The organism is Marinomonas sp. FW-1 (genome assembly GCF_005222245.1).
GTDB classification, from domain to species: Bacteria; Pseudomonadota; Gammaproteobacteria; order Pseudomonadales; family Marinomonadaceae; genus Marinomonas; species Marinomonas alcarazii.
Genome location: NZ_CP025987.1, coordinates 2232499 through 2252193, shown reverse-complemented (window position 1 = coordinate 2252193; position 19695 = coordinate 2232499). Strand labels below are relative to the sequence as shown.

General features: G+C 43.9%; 18 protein-coding genes and 1 pseudogene. 7 read left to right on the top strand and 12 right to left on the bottom strand.

The genetic code is table 11. The features are described from left to right. Positions 1 to 57 precede the first annotated feature (57 nt). From C1X04_RS18885 to C1X04_RS10530, 7 genes and pseudogenes are all read right to left on the bottom strand, one after another. Positions 58 to 471, bottom strand: coding sequence for a DUF2946 domain-containing protein (locus tag C1X04_RS18885; RefSeq protein WP_368073958.1), 414 nt, complete (start codon positions 469 to 471; stop codon positions 58 to 60). A 108-nt stretch (positions 472 to 579) separates the two neighbouring features. Continuing rightward, the gene (locus C1X04_RS10555; protein WP_137169875.1) at positions 580 to 948 is read right to left on the bottom strand and encodes a DUF2750 domain-containing protein; all 369 of its coding nucleotides are present in this window, start codon (positions 946 to 948) and stop codon (positions 580 to 582) included. A 106-nt stretch (positions 949 to 1054) separates the two neighbouring features. Next, positions 1055 to 2062, bottom strand: coding sequence for an adenosine deaminase (locus C1X04_RS10550; protein ID WP_137169874.1), 1008 nt, complete (start codon positions 2060 to 2062; stop codon positions 1055 to 1057). A 153-nt stretch (positions 2063 to 2215) separates the two neighbouring features. Continuing rightward, positions 2216 to 3283 (bottom strand): BMP family ABC transporter substrate-binding protein, encoded by a 1068-nt coding sequence (locus C1X04_RS10545; RefSeq protein ID WP_137169873.1) that lies wholly within the window; start codon positions 3281 to 3283, stop codon positions 2216 to 2218. 55 nt (positions 3284 to 3338) lie between these two features. After that, positions 3339 to 4271 carry an ABC transporter permease gene (locus C1X04_RS10540; RefSeq protein ID WP_137169872.1) on the bottom strand — a complete coding sequence of 311 codons (933 nt, stop codon included), beginning with the start codon at positions 4269 to 4271 and terminating at the stop codon, positions 3339 to 3341. A gap of 9 nt (positions 4272 to 4280) precedes the next feature. After that, positions 4281 to 5348 (bottom strand): ABC transporter permease, encoded by a 1068-nt coding sequence (locus C1X04_RS10535; RefSeq protein WP_137169871.1) that lies wholly within the window; start codon positions 5346 to 5348, stop codon positions 4281 to 4283. Beyond that, positions 5345 to 6900, bottom strand: a pseudogene (locus C1X04_RS10530) (ABC transporter ATP-binding protein). Before C1X04_RS10530 ends, C1X04_RS10535 begins: the two are co-directional and overlap by 4 nt. A 466-nt stretch (positions 6901 to 7366) precedes the next feature. Here C1X04_RS10530 and C1X04_RS10525 point away from each other — a divergent pair. The 3 genes from C1X04_RS10525 (at position 7367) to rlmM (ending at position 10338) form a co-directional block, all read left to right on the top strand. Continuing rightward, the gene (locus C1X04_RS10525; RefSeq protein WP_137169870.1) at positions 7367 to 8464 is read left to right on the top strand and encodes a GGDEF domain-containing protein; all 1098 of its coding nucleotides are present in this window, start codon (positions 7367 to 7369) and stop codon (positions 8462 to 8464) included. 104 nt (positions 8465 to 8568) lie between these two features. Beyond that, a complete protein-coding gene (locus tag C1X04_RS10520) occupies positions 8569 to 9240 on the top strand; it encodes a TIGR01621 family pseudouridine synthase (RefSeq protein WP_110573042.1) in 672 nt (223 codons plus the stop codon). Between the two features lie 45 nt (positions 9241 to 9285). Next, positions 9286 to 10338, top strand: coding sequence for a 23S rRNA (cytidine(2498)-2'-O)-methyltransferase RlmM (gene rlmM / locus C1X04_RS10515; protein ID WP_110573040.1), 1053 nt, complete (start codon positions 9286 to 9288; stop codon positions 10336 to 10338). Between the two features lie 102 nt (positions 10339 to 10440). On the opposite strand, the gene C1X04_RS10510 is transcribed toward rlmM, so the two are convergent. Both C1X04_RS10510 and C1X04_RS18665 read right to left on the bottom strand, forming a co-directional pair. Further along, the gene (locus C1X04_RS10510; RefSeq protein ID WP_110573038.1) at positions 10441 to 12111 is read right to left on the bottom strand and encodes a murein L,D-transpeptidase; all 1671 of its coding nucleotides are present in this window, start codon (positions 12109 to 12111) and stop codon (positions 10441 to 10443) included. Continuing rightward, the gene (locus C1X04_RS18665) at positions 12108 to 12395 is read right to left on the bottom strand and encodes a YkgJ family cysteine cluster protein (protein ID WP_245926986.1); all 288 of its coding nucleotides are present in this window, start codon (positions 12393 to 12395) and stop codon (positions 12108 to 12110) included. The genes C1X04_RS10510 and C1X04_RS18665 overlap by 4 nt, the downstream gene beginning before the upstream one ends. Before the next feature lie 171 nt (positions 12396 to 12566). On the opposite strand from C1X04_RS18665, the gene C1X04_RS10505 reads away from it, so the two are divergent. Further along, complete coding sequence (locus tag C1X04_RS10505) at positions 12567 to 13805, top strand: response regulator (protein WP_110573036.1); 1239 nt, start codon at positions 12567 to 12569, stop codon at positions 13803 to 13805. A 77-nt stretch (positions 13806 to 13882) separates the two neighbouring features. Here the strand turns inward: C1X04_RS10505 and gatB are convergent, their stop codons facing one another. From gatB to gatC, 3 genes are read right to left on the bottom strand one after another with little or no spacing between them, the layout of a single operon-like run. Beyond that, positions 13883 to 15328 (bottom strand): Asp-tRNA(Asn)/Glu-tRNA(Gln) amidotransferase subunit GatB, encoded by a 1446-nt coding sequence (gene gatB / locus C1X04_RS10500; RefSeq protein WP_137169869.1) that lies wholly within the window; start codon positions 15326 to 15328, stop codon positions 13883 to 13885. A gap of 2 nt (positions 15329 to 15330) precedes the next feature. After that, positions 15331 to 16791, bottom strand: coding sequence for an Asp-tRNA(Asn)/Glu-tRNA(Gln) amidotransferase subunit GatA (gene gatA, locus C1X04_RS10495; RefSeq protein WP_110573032.1), 1461 nt, complete (start codon positions 16789 to 16791; stop codon positions 15331 to 15333). An 11-nt stretch (positions 16792 to 16802) separates the two neighbouring features. Continuing rightward, positions 16803 to 17090 (bottom strand): Asp-tRNA(Asn)/Glu-tRNA(Gln) amidotransferase subunit GatC, encoded by a 288-nt coding sequence (gene gatC / locus C1X04_RS10490; RefSeq protein WP_110573030.1) that lies wholly within the window; start codon positions 17088 to 17090, stop codon positions 16803 to 16805. Between the two features lie 236 nt (positions 17091 to 17326). Here gatC and C1X04_RS10485 point away from each other — a divergent pair, with 236 nt between their 5' ends. The 3 genes from C1X04_RS10485 to mreD all read left to right on the top strand — a co-directional run bounded on the left by C1X04_RS10485 (position 17327) and on the right by mreD (position 19693). Further along, positions 17327 to 18370 carry a rod shape-determining protein gene (locus C1X04_RS10485; protein ID WP_110573027.1) on the top strand — a complete coding sequence of 348 codons (1044 nt, stop codon included), beginning with the start codon at positions 17327 to 17329 and terminating at the stop codon, positions 18368 to 18370. A 67-nt stretch (positions 18371 to 18437) separates the two neighbouring features. Next, the gene (gene mreC / locus C1X04_RS10480) at positions 18438 to 19223 is read left to right on the top strand and encodes a rod shape-determining protein MreC (RefSeq protein WP_245926985.1); all 786 of its coding nucleotides are present in this window, start codon (positions 18438 to 18440) and stop codon (positions 19221 to 19223) included. Then, on the top strand, positions 19220 to 19693 hold the full coding sequence (gene mreD / locus C1X04_RS10475) for a rod shape-determining protein MreD (protein WP_110573023.1): 474 nt from the start codon (positions 19220 to 19222) through the stop codon (positions 19691 to 19693). Before mreC ends, mreD begins: the two co-directional genes overlap by 4 nt. The last annotated feature ends 2 nt before the right edge of the window (positions 19694 to 19695 follow it).

The window sequence follows — 19695 nt, the reverse complement described above, 5'->3', positions numbered from 1 at the left end:
AATGATCGGCTTAAGTCGAGTCCGATTTGGCGTGTCATTGTTTTGTTGTTGGTTGTGTTAGCTCATAAGGGCCGGTGGTGCCCTAGGCAGGAGGGAAGGAAAAGTTAGATGATGCTTGTGCGAAAGGGTCTTTGTTGTGATGTGTGGGTAGCGAATGTGTTCTAGGGGGATTAGCTCAACGTTTTTTGCGTCTATCCAGTTTAAGTGGAAGAGTAGAGAGCAATAGCCACAGGCTTCTAGTAAGTTGGCGCTTTCGCCGTGTCCGTGATGACCATGGTGGCTAATATGTGCTGAGCTTACCTGTGTGTTGCTTGCTTGCTCGGAAAGCATTTTTGCATGGTTGTGCCCTGACATAGCCATACTTTCCATCGACATTTGTATCGTGGTTGGTTGGGGTGAAAGGGCGTTGCTTATTTGGGAGAAGAGAGGGCCAAAGTAAATAAGAAAAACAGCAAGCAAAGAAGCGCACACAGCAAGTTGTGTGCGTTTGTTTCGGTGGCCTTTTAATAGTCGACCCTTTTTAACAGGGGGGTTTAATTGAAAGTGCAAAGCGTGTTTGTCTTAAGTTGGCGTTCTGGCTTAACCTTGTAGGTCTGCAGCATGTTCTTTAGCGGAAGAAACGATGCATTCGCCAGCTAGGTTTGGAGCGACACCAACAGAGAAGCCATCATTTTGCATGCCTGGCAGCCACTTCTCAGCCCAGTCGGCAGCGTTAATTTCTAGGCTATTGAATCCTTGGTAATCTTTCTCGCCCCAAGCGGTTGCTAGGGTTTCCGCAGGCCAAATCGGTAGTACTTTATCGCTACCAAGATCAATGATTAAACAGCCTTCTGCGTCCGCCAGCGTCCATACAGATGCACCTTTCTTCACGAGGTTTAAAACGTGCTCATAGCGGTCGCTGCTAGGTAAACGATAGAAGGTATCATCAAGAAGGATTGTGTTTGACATGGAGGCGGCTCAGTTAGGTAATATAAAAAATGGCATCTTACCACATTGACTAAAAAGAGTGACTAATTCGAACACTTATTGTCATCAATGTGGTGGATAAAATGCTTTATGCAAATAGGCTGTTTAATTGCTTTAAATGCTGTTCTTTGTGATGTTCTTCCATCCAGCTGCCGGTAATGCCATTTTTAGAGAGTTGAAATAGTTCCTCTTTACTAATGCCAGTGTCATTAATCAAAGATGTGTAGTTATCGTTCATGTAACCGCCGAAATAAGCTGGATCATCAGAATTGACGGTAGCGTTTAGCCCAAGTTTCAGCATGCTTCTAATAGGGTGATCTTTCATGTCATTGACGACACACAGTTTTAAATTAGAAAGTGGGCAAACCGTCAGAGTTAAATTACGCTTTTTTATCGTATCGATAAGCTTATCGTCTTCTAACGCTCTATTGCCGTGATCAATCCTGTCAACGCCAATTTGATCTATGGCCTGCCAAACGTATTCTGGTGGACCTTCTTCACCTGCATGCGCGGTTACTTTTAAGCCGAGTTTTTTGCAGGCTTCAAAAACGCGTAAGAATTTTTCTGGTGGATGTCCGACTTCAGAGCTGTCTAATCCAACACCATCAATCCAACTAAGGTAAGGTTTTGCTTGTTCAAGAGTGTCAAAAGCACTTTCTTCACTGAGGTGTCGTAGGAAGGACATAATGAGTTTGGATGTCATTCCCCATTTTTTCTCTGCATCTTGCAAGGCGTTGTAAATGCCTCGAATTTGGACGTCAAAACTGACTCCTCGAGATAAGTGGCCTTGTGGATCAAAGAAAATCTCTACGTGTACGACGTTTTCACTGTTTACTTTTTCCAAATAGGCCATGGTAAGGTCATAAAAGTCGGCTTCGTGAAGCAGGACAGACATGCCTTGGTAATAAAGGTCTAAAAAATCTTGTAGGTTAGTGAATTGGTAGGCCGCCTTTAAAGCATCTACTGTACTGTACTTTAGTTTGACATTATTTCGTTGAGCTATGGCAAACATCTGTTCTGGCTCAAAGGTGCCTTCAATGTGGAGATGAAGTTCTGTTTTGGGCATTTTCTTTGATAGTTCGATTAGATTGTCCATAGATTACCTTTCGTTGCTTTGCCTTTGATTCTTAAATATAGCGATAAAACCTGAGTTGAAAAAGAATGGTTGGCTGTGTTTAAGAATAGCGATTAGAAAAAAACGGCAGAATATACAGCCAGCGGGGCTGGCTGTATATAAGCATGGTAGGTCTTAACGAGGAATTTCGTCAGTAATGCCCTCAACGTACCAATTTACTTGGGCAAGCTCGACATCTGTTAAAGAGTGATTGGCAGGTACAGCGATGTTGCCTTTGTTATCTTTAATTGGTCCTGTGAAGGGTTTAAATTCACCGGATTTGATAGCCGAGTAAGTTTCATCAATTTTAGTGCGTACCGCGGCAGGAAGATTTGGGTTAATAGAGGCTAGAGACAACATGTCTTCATTGAAGCCGCCCCAGAAATCTTTAGACTCCCATGTGCCATCCATAACGGCTTGTACTCGTTTAATGTAGTATGGAGCCCAGTCATCACGAACAGAGAAAATGTGTGCGTTTGGCGCAAATTTACTCTGATCTGAAGCTTGGCCAATGGCACGCAAGCCACGTTTTTCTGCCGCAATCAGCGGTGCAGGGCTGTCGGTGTGTTGTAGCATGACATCTACACCTTGGTCCATTAACGCGTTAGCAGCGTCCGTTTCTTTACCTGGATCATACCAAGTATTCGCCCAAACAATTTTCATCTTCACATCAGGGTTAACACTTTTGGCGCCCATGTAAGCCGCGTTGATATCGCGGATAACTTCAGGGATTGGGAAGGATCCGATATAACCAATGGTATTGGTTTTGGTCATCATGCCCGCAGCAACACCTGAAACATAACGGCCTTCGTAAGTGCGAAGAACGTAAGTCCCTAAGTTTTTAGAAAGTTTGTAGCCAGTCGCGTGTTCAAACTTCACGTTAGGGAAGCGTTTGGCCACTTTCACGGTTGGGTTCATGAAACCAAAAGACGTTGTGAAGATAAGGTCATTGCCGGCTTTTGCTAGTTGCGTGATAACACGCTCGGCATCAGCCCCTTCAGGCACGTTTTCAACGTAAGTGGTTTTTACTTTATCGCCAAAATATTCTTCTATGCCTTTACGTCCTCTATCGTGTTCGTAACTCCAACCTAAGTCACCTACGGGACCAACATAGACAAAACCTACTTTTAGTGGATCATCAGCTTGGACAAAGCTTGCTCCCGCTAAAAGCCCTAAACTTACTAAGATACTTTTAAGTTTCATTGCTTGCTCCTTTTGTGCCCGAAGGCATTTTATTTATGGTATTAACTCTTTTCGCTTAAGCCATTTGTCTTGGGTCGAAGGTTTTCCCTAAGGACCTAGGGGCCAATAATTTTTCTTTAAACTTATCCGCGCTTATGATCACCATGACGATTACGGTGGCGACATAAGGCAGCATTGCCAGTAGGTTTGGCGAAATTGACCAACCTAACCCTTGAAGTACTAAATGCATAATGCTTGCCACACCGAAGAGGTAGGCACCCAGCATGATTCTGCCGATACGCCACGATGCAAAGACGACTAAGGCAAGCGCTATCCAGCCGCGTCCTGCTGTCATGTTTTCTACCCACATAGGTGTATAAACAAGCGACATATAGGCGCCAGAAATGCCCGCCATTACACCGCCAAACATAACCGCTAGATAACGCACTCTTAGCACTTTTATGCCAATGGCATTGGCTGCGTGCGGGTTTTCACCGACCGCGGTTAAGGTTAGGCCAATGCGTGTTTTGTAGACCACAAACATAAGAATAAAGGTCATGGCAAAAGAGGTGTAAACCAATATGTCATGGCTAAAGAGAATGCGACCTATAAACGGAATGTCTGATAGCAGTGGGATGGCAATGGGTTGAAAGCCTTGAATGGTTTGACCTACCACGCCAGAGCCAATGAAAGCACTTAATCCCGTACCGAAAATGGTTAAAGCCAGTCCTGTCGCGACTTGATTTGCGCCTAGGTGCAGAACAAGGACGGCGAAAATTAAGCTCATTATGCAACCCATTATCATGGCTGCGAGAACGCCTAAACCAGCACTTCCAGTGCCATAGGCCGCTAGAAAGCCAACCACGGCGCCCATTAGCATCATGCCTTCTTGGCCTAGATTTAAGACACCTGATTTTTCACAAATGACCTCGCCTAGAGCAATAAAAAGCAACGGAGTGCCGGTTTTTACAGCGGCAAACAATATTTGTACGATTAGATCTGAGTCCAAAATAGTCTCCTAGTTTGTCGCTTGATTGGAAAAGGCGAGTCGGTTGTTAATAAAAAAGTCACACGCTAAAAGGAAAAACAATAAAACGCCTTGGAACATGCTTACTACGGCAACGGGAATGCCCATTTCGATTTGTGCTAAATCTCCACCCATGTAAAGAACCGCCATGAACACGGCGGCTAAAATAGCGCCAAGTGGGTGTAACCGTCCTAGATACGCCACAATGATGGCGGAATAGCCGTAGCCAGGGGAGACGTTAGGCACTAGCTGGCCAATGGGGCCTGTGGTTTCACTGACACCCGCTAAACCCGCTAACGCACCAGCAAATAACATCACCATCCAGCTTAATTTTTTACCACTAAAGCCTGCGTATTTGGCTGCCGGTTCATCGGAGCCAAAAACTCGTATCTGAAAGCCAAGATGAGATTTGCTCAAAATAAACCAAGCGATAAACGCGGATATGACGGCAAACGCGACACCAAGGTGTATACGGCTGCTTTCAAATAGTGTTGGTAAAAGTGTGGCATCGGCAAACATTGCTGATTCGGGAAAGCCAAAACCTTGTGGGTCACGCAATGGACCATGGACCGCCCAAATAAGAAGATACAGGCCAATGTAGTTAAACATGATGGTGGTTAATATTAAGTTTGAGTTAAAGCGCAGCTTTAGGTAGGTGGGAATGGCTGCCCAGAGCATGCCGGAGACTATTCCTGCTAATAAAGTTACTGGTAGGGCAAAGACGGAGTCGGAATCGCCAAAGTAAAGCGCCATTGCGGACCCACCGAGTGCGCCAGCTAATAACTGTCCTTCTGCACCAATGTTCCATAAATTAGCTCGATAACATAAAGATAGACCGACAGCACAGAGCAGAAGAGGCCCCATTTTGACAAACATTTCACCTATGTTGTAACTGTCCGCCAGTGGTGCGATTAACAAGACATGCAATGCTTGTGTCGGTGATTTGCCGATGGCAGAGAAAAGAACGCAACCGAACACCAAGGTTAGTGCAATAGCAAGGAGCGGTGAAGCAATCTTCATTAGTGAGCTTGGCTCAGTACGAGCTTGGATATGAATCATGCTGTTGTCTCCTGTTTGTTAGAGACTGACGCATTGCCTATAAAGGTGCCTGCCATCCATTGTCCTATTTGATCTATGTTGGTGTTTTCGGTTTTCACAACAGGGGATAAATACCCGTCGCATACCGCTGCCATTCGGTCGGCCAGTAAAAATAATTCGTCTATGTCTTCTGAAATCAGCAAGATGGCTGCGCCTTTATCTCGCAGTTCTAATAGGGCTTGGTGAATGGCGAGAGCTGCGCCTACATCGACGCCCCAAGTAGGGTGGGCACAGATCAATACTTTAGGGTTCTGTCCAATTTCTCGTCCCATAATGAATTTTTGTAAGTTGCCGCCACTCAGGCTTTTTGCTTCTGAAAATTCACCGTGGCATTTCACTTTATATTTTGCGATCAGTTTGCTGGTGTAGTCTTTGATGCTTGGCCAGTCGACTAGACCATTTTTGATGAAGCCTTCGCTGTGAGTTAGCAGGGTGTTTTCAGTTAAGCTCATGTCTGGAACTGCGCCTCGGCCTAAACGTTCTTCTGGAACGTATGCCATGCCAAGTTTTCGACGCTCGCCAGCATGTAAGTGACTAATGTTTGCGCCATCAAGTGAGATGCTGTTGTTCACTGTGCGTTCATCTTCGCCGCTAATAATGGCCATCAATTCGTCTTGACCATTGCCTGCAACGCCAGCAATGCCGAGAATTTCACCTGACTTTAATTCGAAACTAAGGTTTTTAAGCGCCGTGCCAAAAGGCTGTTTGGCTGGTAGAGATAAGTCTTCAATATTAAAAATGCTTACCGTGCCTTCTTTTTTTGCATAGCCCGCATCTTGTTCGGCAAGGTCGCCTACCATCATTTTTGCGATAGAGGCCGGTGTTTCATCTTGTGGTATGCAGGTATCAACGACTTTACCGCCTCGTAAAATGGTGGCTTTATGGCAAATTTCTGTGACTTCATGAAGTTTGTGGCTGATAAACAAAATGCTGCAACCTTCATTAGAAAGTCTACGTAGAACGTCAAATAGGCCTGATACTTCTTGGGGGTTAGTACGGAGGTTGGCTCGTCCAAGATGAGTAGTTTTACGGATTGAACTAGACAGCGTATTATTTCAACACGTTGTCTTTCGCCTATTGAGAGTGAATGTACATAACGGCTTGGTTTTACGTTTAAACCATATTCTTCAGAGAGTTTGGTGATTCTTTCCTCTAAATCTCCGATTTCATTTAATTGCGCCTTGCTTAAACATAATTCGATATTTTGACTAACGGTTAAGGTTTCGAACAATGAGAAATGCTGAAACACCATCCCAATGCCTAGGTCACGAGCAACGGAGGGTGATTTGATAGATACTTCTTTTCCATTCCAAATGATGTCTCCTTTGTCTGGGGCGACAACACCATAAATGGTTTTGACCAAGGTGCTTTTCCCTGCTCCATTTTCTCCCAGTAGAGCGTGAATTTCTCCTGGCATGAGGGTGAGGCTTACATTGTCGTTAGCAAGGCAACCAGGATATTGCTTGGTGATGTTTGTTAACTCAAGGCGTGATACCAAATTGTGTTTTTTCAATGTACTAACACCTTATTTTTTGAATGATTAAAAAACATTAAAGTGGTCGTAACCAATAATGATATTAGGGGGGGGAGTGCACTGTTTTTGCTCTTTATCTGCTTTATTTTGGGGCATTGTTTGGCTTTTTTAGTAATGTTTGACCGATCAGTTAATGTTTTGCCTTTTGCTATTAATAGCTATCAAGTTTCATGCCAATGAATGGGCTGTTTGGTACTGTGCTTGGGGGGCGTAAAATAATAGTGGGTCATTCGTGCTGTTTTTGACATCATCTTAAAATACGCTGTTAAACTCAAGCGATAAGCTTCTTACTTGGCTTAATTTATAGAAAAAACGAACGCTTTTCTGTAAAGTACGCTTTTTAGCCTGCACATTATAGAAATCTGTTTTTTTGTACGTATCGGGTGATGAATACCGCGGTTTAATCGTAATTTTAATTATTGCAGACAAATAGATACGGAGAGTTGTGTTTTCATCGGTAAAGCAATTCATAAATGCGCTTTTGCATATTAATTTTGAGGATGAGTTTGAAAATGACCTCAATCAAAAGCACGTAGTAAACTTCTCTTACATGATCTTTTGTGTGGGCTGTTTGTTATTGATTGCTGTATTTACCTTTCGCCAGATGTACTCTGTTACCATCCTTTCTAGTTTAATTTTACTCATGGCCTTAGTCGGTCTTAGGTATAATTTAATTGGACATTTTTTCAAAGCGCAAATCTTGATGCCTATTATTAAGATCGCCCAAACAGCCATTCTCAGTTTATTTTATTTTGGTACAGCCAGTGGTTTTCATTGGTTCTTTATCAGTGTGATTGCTTATGCATTCGTTGTTTTTAGAACAGATCGGCAAGCCGTTAAATATTGGGTTGTTGGTATCTCATTGGCGTTATTTTTAGTTTGTGAATTGACTCACACTAATGGCTTGTATCTTAGTTCAACAGACCAAGAGTTATCTATTGTTTTGGTATTCTTTGCGGTCACCTTTAATTTTGCCATGGTGATCAACCTTGTCATCAGTCGTTTGAAGTCGGTTAATCACCATTTACGTATTCTTGCTGAAAAAGATGAACTGACGGGCTTGTCTAACCGTCGCAAGGTGCTGGCTGATGCCGTTAATATTTTTGCGGACTCGGTGATCAATAGGGAATCTTGTGTATTCTGTATCGTGGATTTGGATCACTTTAAAAAGATAAATGACACCTTTGGTCATGAAGCGGGTGATCTTGTGCTGGCGAAAGTGTCGGCAATGATGGCCTCAGTGATCCGCCCCCAAGATGAAATTGGTCGTTACGGCGGTGAAGAGTTCATTGTTATTATGCGTTCCACTGGTATAAAAGAAGCAACTGAAATGATGGAGCATATGAGGCAGTCAGTAGAAGATATGCTCATCGAAACGGAAAACGGCATTGTTATTCCTGTTACAATTAGTATTGGTTTGGCTGGAATAGATCCTAGTGTTTCTCGCTATGAGGAGATTTTGGCACAAGCTGATAAAGGTCTTTATGTCGCTAAGCGTAGTGGTCGAAATCGTCTTTCGGTACAATCAGACTATCAACATTAGATTAAATTTACTTCTCTGTATTGACATATGAGTTGTCCACTTTCTCTGTGGATAAACTTGTTGGCTAATCAATTTTTTCTTTATTTTTTCGTGATGAGGCTCATTTGCTTCCTATATTGTTTCGTTGTGATGATTATTGGGTGATAGATAAGCCCGCTGGTATGAGTTTTCATTCTGAGTCCGAAGAGATGGGCGTTATGCGTTCTTTGTCTGCTTCGTACCCTGAGCAAACGTTTTATCCTGTACATCGATTGGATAAAATGACCTCAGGTCTGTTGATTGTGGCGTGTCATGCAAAAGCGGCGGCCGAGTTCGGTAGGATGTTTGAGAAGCATGAAGTTGAGAAGCGCTACTTAGCGTTATCAAATCGTAAGCCTAGAAAAAAACAAGGTATGATCGCTGGTGGTATGTCACCCAGTAGAAGAGGTCAGTGGAAGCTGACTAAAGATGGAGAAAATATGGCTGTTACTCAGTTTTTTTCTTCATTTTATCAAGGTGTTAGGGTTTTTATAGTACGGCCTCTAACGGGGAAAACTCACCAAATTCGTGTGGCATTGAAAAGTATTGGTTCACCAATTTTAGGCGACGATAGATACGGTGGGGAATCGTCGGATAGGGGTTATCTTCATGCTTATAGATTGCAATTTGATTGGCATGGAGAAGATAAGGTTTATGTTTGTAAGCCAAATACAGGGGCGTTGTTTTCGCCAGATTTAGGGGATTTTGTGACTGCTCAGTTTGATGAGTCTTTATTGAAATGGCCCTCTAAAAAATAATTGATTAACTTAGTCAGCTTGAATGCTCGCTAAGAAGGAATTTGAATGAAAAATGTGTTGGTTTATTGCCGTCAGGGTTTTGAAAAAGATTGTGCGGCTGAGTTGTCCGAAGTAGCGAGTAGTAAAGGTTTTTACGGCTACGCTAAGGTCGTGCCGGACGCTGGTTATGTTGTGTATAATTTTGATCAGCCTGATGCTGGCGAAACTTTGATCCAGCAATTGAACTTTAATCGTCTTATATTTGCTCGTCAGATTATCGCAGTGAATGATGTGATTGAATTAGAGCAGGGTGGCCGAGTTGAGTCTTTGCTAGAAGCCGCTCGTGAATTGCCGCTCGCAGAAGAAATCTGGATTGAAACAGCAGACACGAATGAAGCAAAGTCTTTGTCTGGTCTGATTAAAAAACTAGAGAAGCCGTTGCGCGAAGGATGGAAAAAGTCAGGCGTTTTGCGCAACAAGGCAGTAGGTGTGCGTCACCATGTGTTTATGTTGGACGGTGAAGCGGCTTACTTAGGTGTGTCATACGCGGCTTGTCGTAGTGAATTTCCGATGGGGATTCGCCGGTTGCGTTTTCCAGCGGCTGGCCCAAGTCGTTCTACGCTTAAATTGGAAGAGGCTTTTTTACAGTTTGTGCCGGAGCAAACGCTTGAGTCTGATCTAACCGAAGGTATGACAGCTGTAGATCTTGGTGCTGCTCCTGGTGGTTGGACTTATCAATTCGTTAAAAAAGGCATTCATGTTATTGCAATTGATAATGGCCCAATGCAAAAAGAATTGATGTCGACAGGTTTGGTTCAGCATGAGAAAGCAGATGGCTTCAAGTATGAACCGCCATACACTGTTGATTGGTTGGTGTGTGATATGGTGGAGCGACCAATTAAAGTGGCAGAGTTGATGGCGCACTGGTTGGCAAGTGGTTGGACAAGACGTGCTATTTTTAACTTAAAGCTGCCAATGAAAAAACGTTACCAAGAAGTGTCTTTGTGCTTGCAGACGATAGAGGCAATGCTAAGAAAAGCTGGCGTCGGTTATCAATATCAAATAAAGCACCTTTATCATGATCGTGAAGAAGTCACGGTATGTATTATGGTTCGATAAAGTAGCTTGTTCTTTGAAGCTGAAAGCCTGAACGTGGTTGATGTAAAAATGCCCGATAAGTAGATGATACTTATCGGGCATTTTTATGGTGGTGTTAAGGTTTTAAATGGAGTCTCTTGATCGGAAGGGTGAGTAGCCCATCGCTTCTTCCATTAGAGCATCTCTTTCGTATACATCGTTACGAAACTCCAGCATACCGTTTGCATTAGGAACGACTGTGAAGTACACCAAATACACTGGGATATAGGTAGGCAGTGAGATAACAGTATTGCTTTGATTTTTTAGTGAGTTGTTCATGGCATTGTATTGCTTGCTGCCTTTGGTGATTTCTCTGGCAAACTCAACTGGGTTTTCTAGGCGCACGCAACCTGAACTAAATGCTCTGTCGCTTTCACGAAATAAGTGTTTAGCGGGTGTGTCGTGCAAATAAATTTCATTTTTGTTCGGAAACATAAATTTATATTGGCCTAGGGCGTTGCCTTCATCTGGTTCTTGTTCAAAGCGGAAGGCTAGCTTGTCTTCGCTGATTGCTTGCCAATTGATTTTGGTTGAATCAAGCTCTTTTGCACCAATGCTCCAGCTAGAGAAAACTTTATAGCCATGTTTTACGAGATAATTTGGGTCTGCTTGCAGTTTTGGTAAAAGGTTTTCTCTGGCGATACGATGCGGTACACGCCATGTTGGATTAGTGACCATATAGGTCATTAAGCCTTTAAACACAGGGGTTTTCCTGTCAGGTTTACCAATAACGGCTTTCATTGAGGTGAGTTCGCCATTTAGGTGCATATCAACCGTGTAGTTGGTCAGGTCTACCCAGATACGGTTTGCTTCTAATTCGCTTGGTAGCCAGCGCCATCTCTCTAAGTTATAAGCGATTTGCTTGGCTCTGGTTTCAAGTGGAACGTTTAGCATTTCAATTGTCCGAGAGCCTGCAGCGCCATCCGCTGTTAGGTGGTGGCGACGCTGAAAGCGCATCAATGCTTCTCGCAGACGTGCATCAAATTGCTCTTCGTTAACTTTGCGGGTAGAAAAGCGAATGTCGCCAAGTTGTACTAGCCTTGCTCTTAATTGAGCGACTCTTGGTCCTGTATCGCCAAGGGATAAAGGTACACCAGCGCTAACGAAAATATCACTTTCTTTTGCAGCTAGGTCTTGGTAATAAACCAGCCATTTTTGTAAAACTTGATATTGTGGGCTGCGTGGTGACAGAAGTTGCAGTGAATTTACCATGTCGGTTGCAGAGTCGAGATACAGTAAATCTTTCCAAGTGTTGCTTGGCGCATCAAGTTGCCAATTTGGGTCTATCAGCTGAGGTTCGTAGCGGCCATTGCTAATATCATGGGCGTAGCTGGTTAAGGCAATAGTCGAAATGACATCCATCTCTGCTAGTTGCTGAGGTGTTGGGCTTTTTAGGGCTAAATATTCTTTGATAATCCCAGCATGGTAATGAATGGGATTTAGACCTTGGCTTTGAGATTGCTCTAGAATATCAACGAGCTTATAAATCGACATGTTGATTTTTTTGTCTTGAATCCAAATTGGATCGTAGCCGCGAGCTTCATAGGCTTCAAGGACTGTGTTGTTGGGAAGAGCTTGCCCAGCCACAGGGGTGAAAGCATTAAGGGCGAGTGATACTTGCTCTTTTACGCTGCTTTCTATTTGTGATTCACTTGGAGGAACAACAATGAATTGTTTGCTTGTATTTGAGGTGGAACAGGCTCCGAGCAATAAGCTAACACAGAGTAAAGGTAGAAGGTGCTTCGCTGGTATCATTGATATTTCCTTTTTAATAAGCCAGTGTTGATTGGGCTAGTTTCATCTTCCAAATGGGTCAATATATAGAGTGCTTCTTCGCGGTTAGTTCCGCATATGTATTCTTCGGCACTAAATTTGTCGCATACCTCTGGTCTTGAGGGGTCGCCAAATATAGCGCAGCGATAATCTGCAAGTAGCTGTATGCAAGGCTCTCCAGCGGCTTTTCCATTTGGCATACCTGGTATAGGAGAGCTTATGGATGGGGCTGTACAGCATGCTCCGCAATTTTCTCTGCATTGCATATATAGAACCGCCTTGCATTTAGTTAGATTAAGTTAATGTTAAGTATTGTCTGATTTTTACAAAACCATGATGTAGAGTAAGTATTTTAGAGTATCGGAATCGTGGGTCATAGGGGATAATTTAAAAATATTCAAAAAGTATGGCCTTACTTTTTATATTGGGAATTGAGCATGGTAAAGGAAAGAAAAATATTAGTCGTTGAGGACGGTCCTGTCGATTTGAAGGTTCTCCATCATTTGCTTTCCCAAACGGCTTTGTTTACACCGATTTTGTGTACTTGTTACAAAGAAGCTGAAGATAAATTGGCGCATTCTGGTGAAGAATATTTTGCAGCGATTGTTGATCTTAACTTGCCTGATGCGCCAAATGGCGAGATTGTTGATCTGATTTTATCTCGTAGAATTCCCTGTGTGGTGCTGACTGGGAACTTTGATGATAACTTGCGGCTAAGACTGCTTAATAAAGGGGTTTTGGACTATATTACCAAAGACAGCCGTTACTCTTTTAATCATGTGATCAAGGTGATTGAACGCTTGAATCGTAACCAAGGTGTTAAAGTGTTGGTTGCTGAAGACTCCTCTACCAGTCGGTTGTTTATCAGAATATTGTTGGAGCAATATTGCTTTAATGTCGTTGAGGCCGAGAATGGTCAGGCTGCTCTGGCTAAGCTTGAGGAAGATTCTGATATTCGCATGTTGATTGCAGATTATAATATGCCTTTGGTTAATGGTTATGATCTTGTTCGTATGCTTCGTTATAACTCCCGCTTTCAAGATCTGGTGATTATTGGTTTGTCAGCAGAAGGAGATAATACGTTATCGGCCAAATTTATTAAGGCAGGTGCCAATGATTTTCTCAAGAAGCCTTTTTATCACGAAGAGTTTCATTGTCGGGTTATACATAGTTTAGAAGCGCAGGAGATGCTTGAGACTATACGAAATCTGGCGAATATCGACCCTTTGACCAAATTAAAAAATCGTCGCTGCTTGTTTGAAGAAGGGGAGTTGCTGCTCAGTGACAATGCTTCGGATGTTTCCCTAGCGATGTTTGATATCGACCATTTTAAGCAAGTTAATGATACATACGGTCATCAGGTTGGGGACAGCTTGCTTGAGTCGGTTGGTCGAGAATTTATCGACGCGTTTCCTGGTGTGTTGCTTGGTCGTTTTGGTGGAGAAGAGTTTTGTGTTGTTGCAAAAGTAGCAGGCCAAGAACTACAGGATAAAGTGAATGCTTTCTTGGAAACTTTACGTTTAAAGGAGTTTACGGAAGGTAAAATTCGTTTGGCTTTCAGTGTTGGTATTTGCAGCGATAAAGTCGATACGTTCGAGGAGTTGATTCGAATAGCAGAGCAGAATTTGCACGAAGCGAAATGTTCTGGTCGAGATCGAATTGTCGCCAGTTTTTGATGTGTGATTACGTAACTCAAGCGCAATAAAAAAAGCCGCACTCATGGTGCGGCTTTTTGCATTGTAAATGAGCGATTTTAGCCTTTCAGCATCTTGGTCAATATAGGGTTCACCAAACCTGGATTGGCTTTGCCTTGCGATGCTTTCATAACTTGCCCAACAAAGAAGCCGATCATTTTCTTCTGCTTGTCTTCGTCTGCTGCGCGGTATTGCTCAACTTGAGCGGCATTCGCGTCTAAAATAGTTTGGATCATGGCTTCGATCGCGCCAGTATCTGTCACTTGTTTTAGGCCTTTGGCTTCGATGATTTCATCGGCAGAGCCTTCACCGTTCCATATGGCTTGCAACACATCTTTTGCTGTTTTGCCATTGATGGTGTTGTCTTTAATTCGAACGAGCAACTCGCCAAATGCTTTAGCGCTAACTGGTGCGTTTTCAATTTCTAGCTGTTCTTGGTTAAGAAGCTTGCTTAGCTCGCCCATTACCCAGTTTGCCGTCAGTTTAGCGTCTGCCACAATGGTATTGGCTGTTTCAAAAAAGTCCGCCATGGCGCGCGAAGAGGATAGGACGTTGGCATCGTATTCGCTTAGTCCATGCTCGCTTTGGAAGCGTGCCGCTTTTTGGTTTGGCAATTCTGGTAGCGTTGCTTTAATGCCGTCTACGTATTCTTGCGTCAGTACTACTGGAAGTAGATCTGGGCATGGGAAGTAGCGGTAATCGTTCGCGTCTTCTTTTGAACGCATGCTGCGAGTTTCGTTTTTTTCTGGGTCATACAGGCGTGTTTCCTGAATGATGCGACCGCCGTCTTCTAAAATGTCTGCTTGACGCTCGATTTCAGTGTAAATGGCTTTTTCGATAAAACGGAACGAGTTGACGTTCTTAATCTCGGTGCGTGTACCGTATTCTTGCTGTCCTTTTGGTCGTAGCGATAAGTTGATGTCGCAACGCATAGAGCCTTCTGCCATGTTGCCATCACAAATGCCTAGGTAAGTCACAATAGAGTGAATCATCTTAACGTAAGCAACCGCTTCTTTTGCAGAGCGAATATCTGGCTCAGATACGATTTCCAATAAAGGTGTGCTAGAGCGATTTAGGTCGATGCCTGTCATTCCTTGGAAGTCTTCATGCAAGGATTTCCCTGCATCTTCCTCAAGGTGCGCGCGAGTGATGCCGATACGAGAAGTGGTTCCGTCGTCAAGCATTACATCTAGATAGCCTTTGCCCACAATAGGGTGATCCATTTGGCTGGTTTGATAGCCTTTTGGAAGGTCTGGGTAAAAGTAATTTTTACGAGCAAAAACGGATGACATGCCGATTTCGGCATTAATTGCATGGCCAAACATAACCGCCATACGCAAGGCTTCCTTGTTGAATACAGGTAATGCACCAGGCATACCTAGATCAACCAGTGTGGTTTGTGTGTTTGGTTCTGCGCCAAAGCCAACGGCAGCGCCAGAAAACAATTTTGATTTTGTAGAGAGCTGAGTATGAATCTCAAGGCCGATAACAACTTCCCAGTTCATGCTTATGCTCCTTTTGCCATAGTTGGTGTTTGTAAATGCCAATCAGTGTGTTGCTGATACTGATGCGCTACGTTTAATAGCTTGGCTTCGGCAAAATAATTACCCATTACTTGTAGGCCGACAGGCATGCCATTGGCAAAGCCAGCTGGAACAGACATCGCTGGGATACCAGCAAGGTTGACGGATAGCGTATAAATATCTTCTAGATACATGGCAACTGGGTCGCTGGTTTTACTGCCAAGACCGAATGCTGTCGTTGGTGCAACAGGGCCCATGATCACATCCACTTCATTAAGCGCTTTAACGAAGTCTTCTTTGATAAGACGGCGAATTTTTTGTGCTTTTAGGTAATAGGCGTCGTAGTAGCCTTCAGAAAGCGCATAGGTGCCAACCATGATGCGTTTTTGTACTTCACTGCCAAAACCTTCAGCGCGTGAGCGTTTGTACATATCCAGCAAGTCTTTTGGATCGTCGCAGCGATGACCGAAACGAACACCGTCAAAACGAGATAGGTTTGAAGATGCCTCAGAAGGTGCAATTACGTAGTACGAAGGAATGCTAAGCTGCAAGTTAGGCAGTGAAATCTCTTTTACTGTTGCGCCTAGTTTCTCAAACTCTTTTACGGCGGCCATAATGATATCGGCAACTTGTGGGTCTAGGCCTTCACCAAAGTACTCTTTTGGTAAGCCAATTTTTAGACCCGTTAATGGCGCGTTTAGGTTGGCTAAATAGTCTTCAACGGGTGTTTCTGCTGACGTTGAGTCCTTTTCATCAAAACCTGCCATGGCTTGCATTAAGTGCGCGCAATCTTCTGCGCTTTTCGCCATTGGGCCACCTTGGTCAAGGCTGGATGCATAAGCAATCATGCCGAAACGAGATACACGGCCGTAGGTCGGTTTAAGGCCAGTAATGCCGCAGAAAGAAGCCGGTTGTCGAATGGAGCCACCTGTATCTGTGCCGGTTGCTGCTACGGCTAGACCAGCCGCAATGGCAGCAGCGGAGCCACCAGAAGATCCACCTGGAACCATGTCTAGGTTCCATGGGTTTTTCACAGCACCGTAGAAGCTGTTCTCATTGGAAGAACCCATCGCGAACTCATCCATGTTGGTTTTGCCTAGCATTACTGCGCCAGCTTGTTGGATGCGACTGGTTACGGTGGATTCATAAGGCGGAATAAAGTTGTTCAGCATTTTTGAGCCACATGTGGTTAATGTGCCTTCCGTGCAGAATAAATCTTTGTGGGCAATAGGGATGCCGGTCAGGCTAGTGCCTTGGCCATTTTGAATAAGCGCATCAGCTGCGGCTGCTTGTTCAAGAGCGCGCTGCTCGCTAACAGTAATGTAACTATTTAATTGCGGATCAAGCTTAGCGATACGCGCTAAAAATAGGCGCGTTAGCTCAACGCTTGAAATGTCTTTGTTGCGCAGCTTTTGCGCCAATGTCGAGATGCTTTGTTCGAACATGCTTGTCTCTCTTAATCGATCACTTTCGGTACTAGGAAAAGGCCAGCTTCGGTCTGAGGTGCGTTTGCTAAGAATGCGTCACGACGGTTTTCTTCGGTGACTATGTCTTCTCTTAAGCGCTGCGTCATCTCAAGTGGATTAGAAAGAGGTTCAACACCATCGGTATCAACAGATTGCATTTGCTCAACGAGTGATAAAACGCTTGAAAGAGAGTGTTGGTATTGATCGGCGTCTGCCTCAGTAAGAGCGAGGCGTGCCAAGTGTGCAATCTTTTGCACGTCTTGTTTGTCTATGGACATGTTCCACCTAAATGTTTTGATTATCGTAAATGCCCGCCATTGTATCTCTTAGTGGTATTGCTATAAAGCAAAGCGGGTGAAAAAGAAGGCATATTTTAGATTTATTAATTTTTTTTGCTAAACAATGAAATACCTTGGAACTTTTTTAACATTTACGCGGAATCAACTTGCCCATTGGCCCCGTCATTGTTACATTTTGACGCTGTTCGTATCGTATTATCAGGGTGTAAGAATTCATGTTTAAGAAAATCAGGGGAATGTTTTCAAGTGATTTGTCAATTGACTTAGGAACGGCAAATACCCTTATTTACGTTCGTGACCGCGGAATTGTGCTAGATGAGCCGTCTGTTGTTGCTATACGTCATAATGGAAACCAAAAAACAGTTGCGTCTGTTGGTACAGATGCGAAGCGCATGTTGGGTCGTACGCCGGGTAATATTACCGCTATCCGACCGATGAAAGACGGTGTTATTGCTGACTTTCATGTTACAGAAAAGATGCTGCAATATTTTATCTCCAAGGTTCATGAAAATAGTTTGTTAAAGCCAAGCCCTCGAGTTTTGGTTTGTGTGCCTTGTAAATCTACCCAAGTAGAACGACGTGCGATTAAAGAATCCGCTTTGGGCGCTGGCGCACGCGAAGTTTATATTATTGAAGAACCGATGGCGGCAGCTATTGGTGCAGGCCTGCCTGTTGCTGAGGCGTCAGGTTCCATGGTTATCGATATCGGTGGTGGTACAACAGAGATCGCAATCATTTCCTTGAACGGTATCGTTACATCTGAATCGATTCGAGTGGGTGGTGACCGTTTTGATGAAGCTATTACGACATATGTTCGTCGCCAATACGGTAGCTTGATTGGTGATGCAACGGCTGAACGCATAAAAACAGAGATTGGTATGGCTTACCATACCGGTGAAGAGTTGCAAATTGATGTGCGTGGTCGCAACTTAGCTGAAGGTATTCCTCGTTCTTTCACTCTTAGTAGTACAGAAATTCTAGAAGCTCTTCAAGAACCATTGGCTCAAATTGTACAAGCCATTAAAGGCGTTCTAGAGCAATCCCCACCTGAATTGGCCGCTGATATTGGCGAAACGGGTTTAGTGTTGACTGGCGGTGGCGCTTTGCTGCGTGAAATCGACCGTTTAATTAGCGAAGAAACTGGTTTGCCAGTGATTATCGCTGATGATCCATTAACTTGTGTTGCCCGTGGCGGCGGCATGGCCTTGGAGTTGATGGACAAACATGCTTCTGAGTTGTTTACAGCTGATAACGAATAAGCGTTAGGAGCGTACCATTAATAATTCGCTTCTTTTCAGTGGCAAAGTATCCAGCGCGCGTTTTGTTGTGTTGGTTATTTTGTCTGTTGCAATGATCGTTGCTGATGTGCGTTATTCTGCGTTTTCACAAGTAAGGCCATATCTGACTTTGCTTGTGACTCCTATTCAAGTTGTGGTTAATACTCCTCAAAAAATGTTCAACTGGGCTGGTGAGCATCTAGCGAGTAGGGAAGGCTTGGTTAGAGAGAATAAATCTTTGCAGGCTGAAATTTTACTTCTACGTAGCCGGCAGCAGCGTCTTGAATCTCTGCAGGCCGAAAATGTGCGCTTGCGCGAGTTGTTGGATGCATCCCAGCGGGTTGATGAAAAAGTCGTTATGGCTGAAGTAATCGGTTTTGACCAAAATGCCTACAGCCATAGATTGATGATCGATAAAGGGTTTTCCTCTGGTGCTTATGTTGGTCAGCCTGTTTTAGATGCCACCGGTGTGTTGGGTCAAGTCGTTGAAACTTCCGCTTACAGTAGCCGAGTGCTATTGATTGCAGACGCCAATCACTTTGTGCCCGTGCAGTTATCTCGTACTGGCTTTAGAGGTATTTTACGAGGCACTGGAAGTGTCACCGTGATGGAGCTGATGAGCGTGCCACGTTCTGTCGACATTAGAAAAGGTGATGTGCTTACTACTTCTGGTTTAGATAATCGATTCCCTAGTGGTTATCCTGTCGGTGTGGTTCGCAGTGTGAAATATACACAGGGCAAAGCCTATGCTGATGTGGAAGTTGTGCCTTTAGCTCAATTGGGTCGAAGTCGCCACGTTATGCTAATAGAAAAGCCTAAGGCGGGACGATCATGAAGCCTATCTTTGTATTCTGTATTACCTTGCTAACCGCTTTGATGCTTGAAGCGGTGCCTTTCCCCGGAGATCTTGTCTGGTTCCGTCCTGAGTGGGCTTTGCTGGTTATTTTGTATTGGGTGATTGCCCTGCCTTTCCGTGTTGGTGTCGGCTTGGCTTGGTTTTTGGGCTTAATGGTTGATCTATTACAGGGCGGTATAATCGGCCAGCACTCATTAACCTATGTCATTATTGCCTATACCTGTGCTGTATTTTATAAACGTTTGCGGATGTACCACCGTTGGCAGCAAGGATTTTTTATATGTATGTTGGTTAGCGTGAATCAACTTATCGATTTCTGGGTTGATCATTACCTTGGTAATGCTGAACCAACATTAATGATATTTATGCCTGCGGTTATTACTGGGGCGTTATGGCCTTGGTCTTTCGTCATACTTCGCAGTGTGCGACGTATTTATGCTATTCGCTAGGT

Bases quoted from the DNA above. Each gene is read 5' to 3' on its own strand.
- C1X04_RS10555 (WP_137169875.1), bottom strand. From the start codon at position 948: ATGTCAAACACAATCCTTCTTGATGATACCTTCTATCGTTTACCTAGC.
- C1X04_RS10550 (WP_137169874.1), bottom strand. From the start codon at position 2,062: ATGGACAATCTAATCGAACTATCAAAGAAAATGCCCAAAACAGAACTT.
- C1X04_RS10545 (WP_137169873.1), bottom strand. From the start codon at position 3,283: ATGAAACTTAAAAGTATCTTAGTAAGTTTAGGGCTTTTAGCGGGAGCA.
- C1X04_RS10535 (WP_137169871.1), bottom strand. From the start codon at position 5,348: ATGATTCATATCCAAGCTCGTACTGAGCCAAGCTCACTAATGAAGATT.
- rlmM (WP_110573040.1), top strand. From the start codon at position 9,286: ATGAAAAATGTGTTGGTTTATTGCCGTCAGGGTTTTGAAAAAGATTGT.
- C1X04_RS10510 (WP_110573038.1), bottom strand. From the start codon at position 12,111: ATGATACCAGCGAAGCACCTTCTACCTTTACTCTGTGTTAGCTTATTG.
- C1X04_RS18665 (WP_245926986.1), bottom strand. From the start codon at position 12,395: ATGCAATGCAGAGAAAATTGCGGAGCATGCTGTACAGCCCCATCCATA.
- C1X04_RS10505 (WP_110573036.1), top strand. From the start codon at position 12,567: ATGGTAAAGGAAAGAAAAATATTAGTCGTTGAGGACGGTCCTGTCGAT.
- gatB (WP_137169869.1), bottom strand. From the start codon at position 15,328: ATGAACTGGGAAGTTGTTATCGGCCTTGAGATTCATACTCAGCTCTCT.
- gatA (WP_110573032.1), bottom strand. From the start codon at position 16,791: ATGTTCGAACAAAGCATCTCGACATTGGCGCAAAAGCTGCGCAACAAA.
- gatC (WP_110573030.1), bottom strand. From the start codon at position 17,090: ATGTCCATAGACAAACAAGACGTGCAAAAGATTGCACACTTGGCACGC.
- C1X04_RS10485 (WP_110573027.1), top strand. From the start codon at position 17,327: ATGTTTAAGAAAATCAGGGGAATGTTTTCAAGTGATTTGTCAATTGAC.
- mreD (WP_110573023.1), top strand. From the start codon at position 19,220: ATGAAGCCTATCTTTGTATTCTGTATTACCTTGCTAACCGCTTTGATG.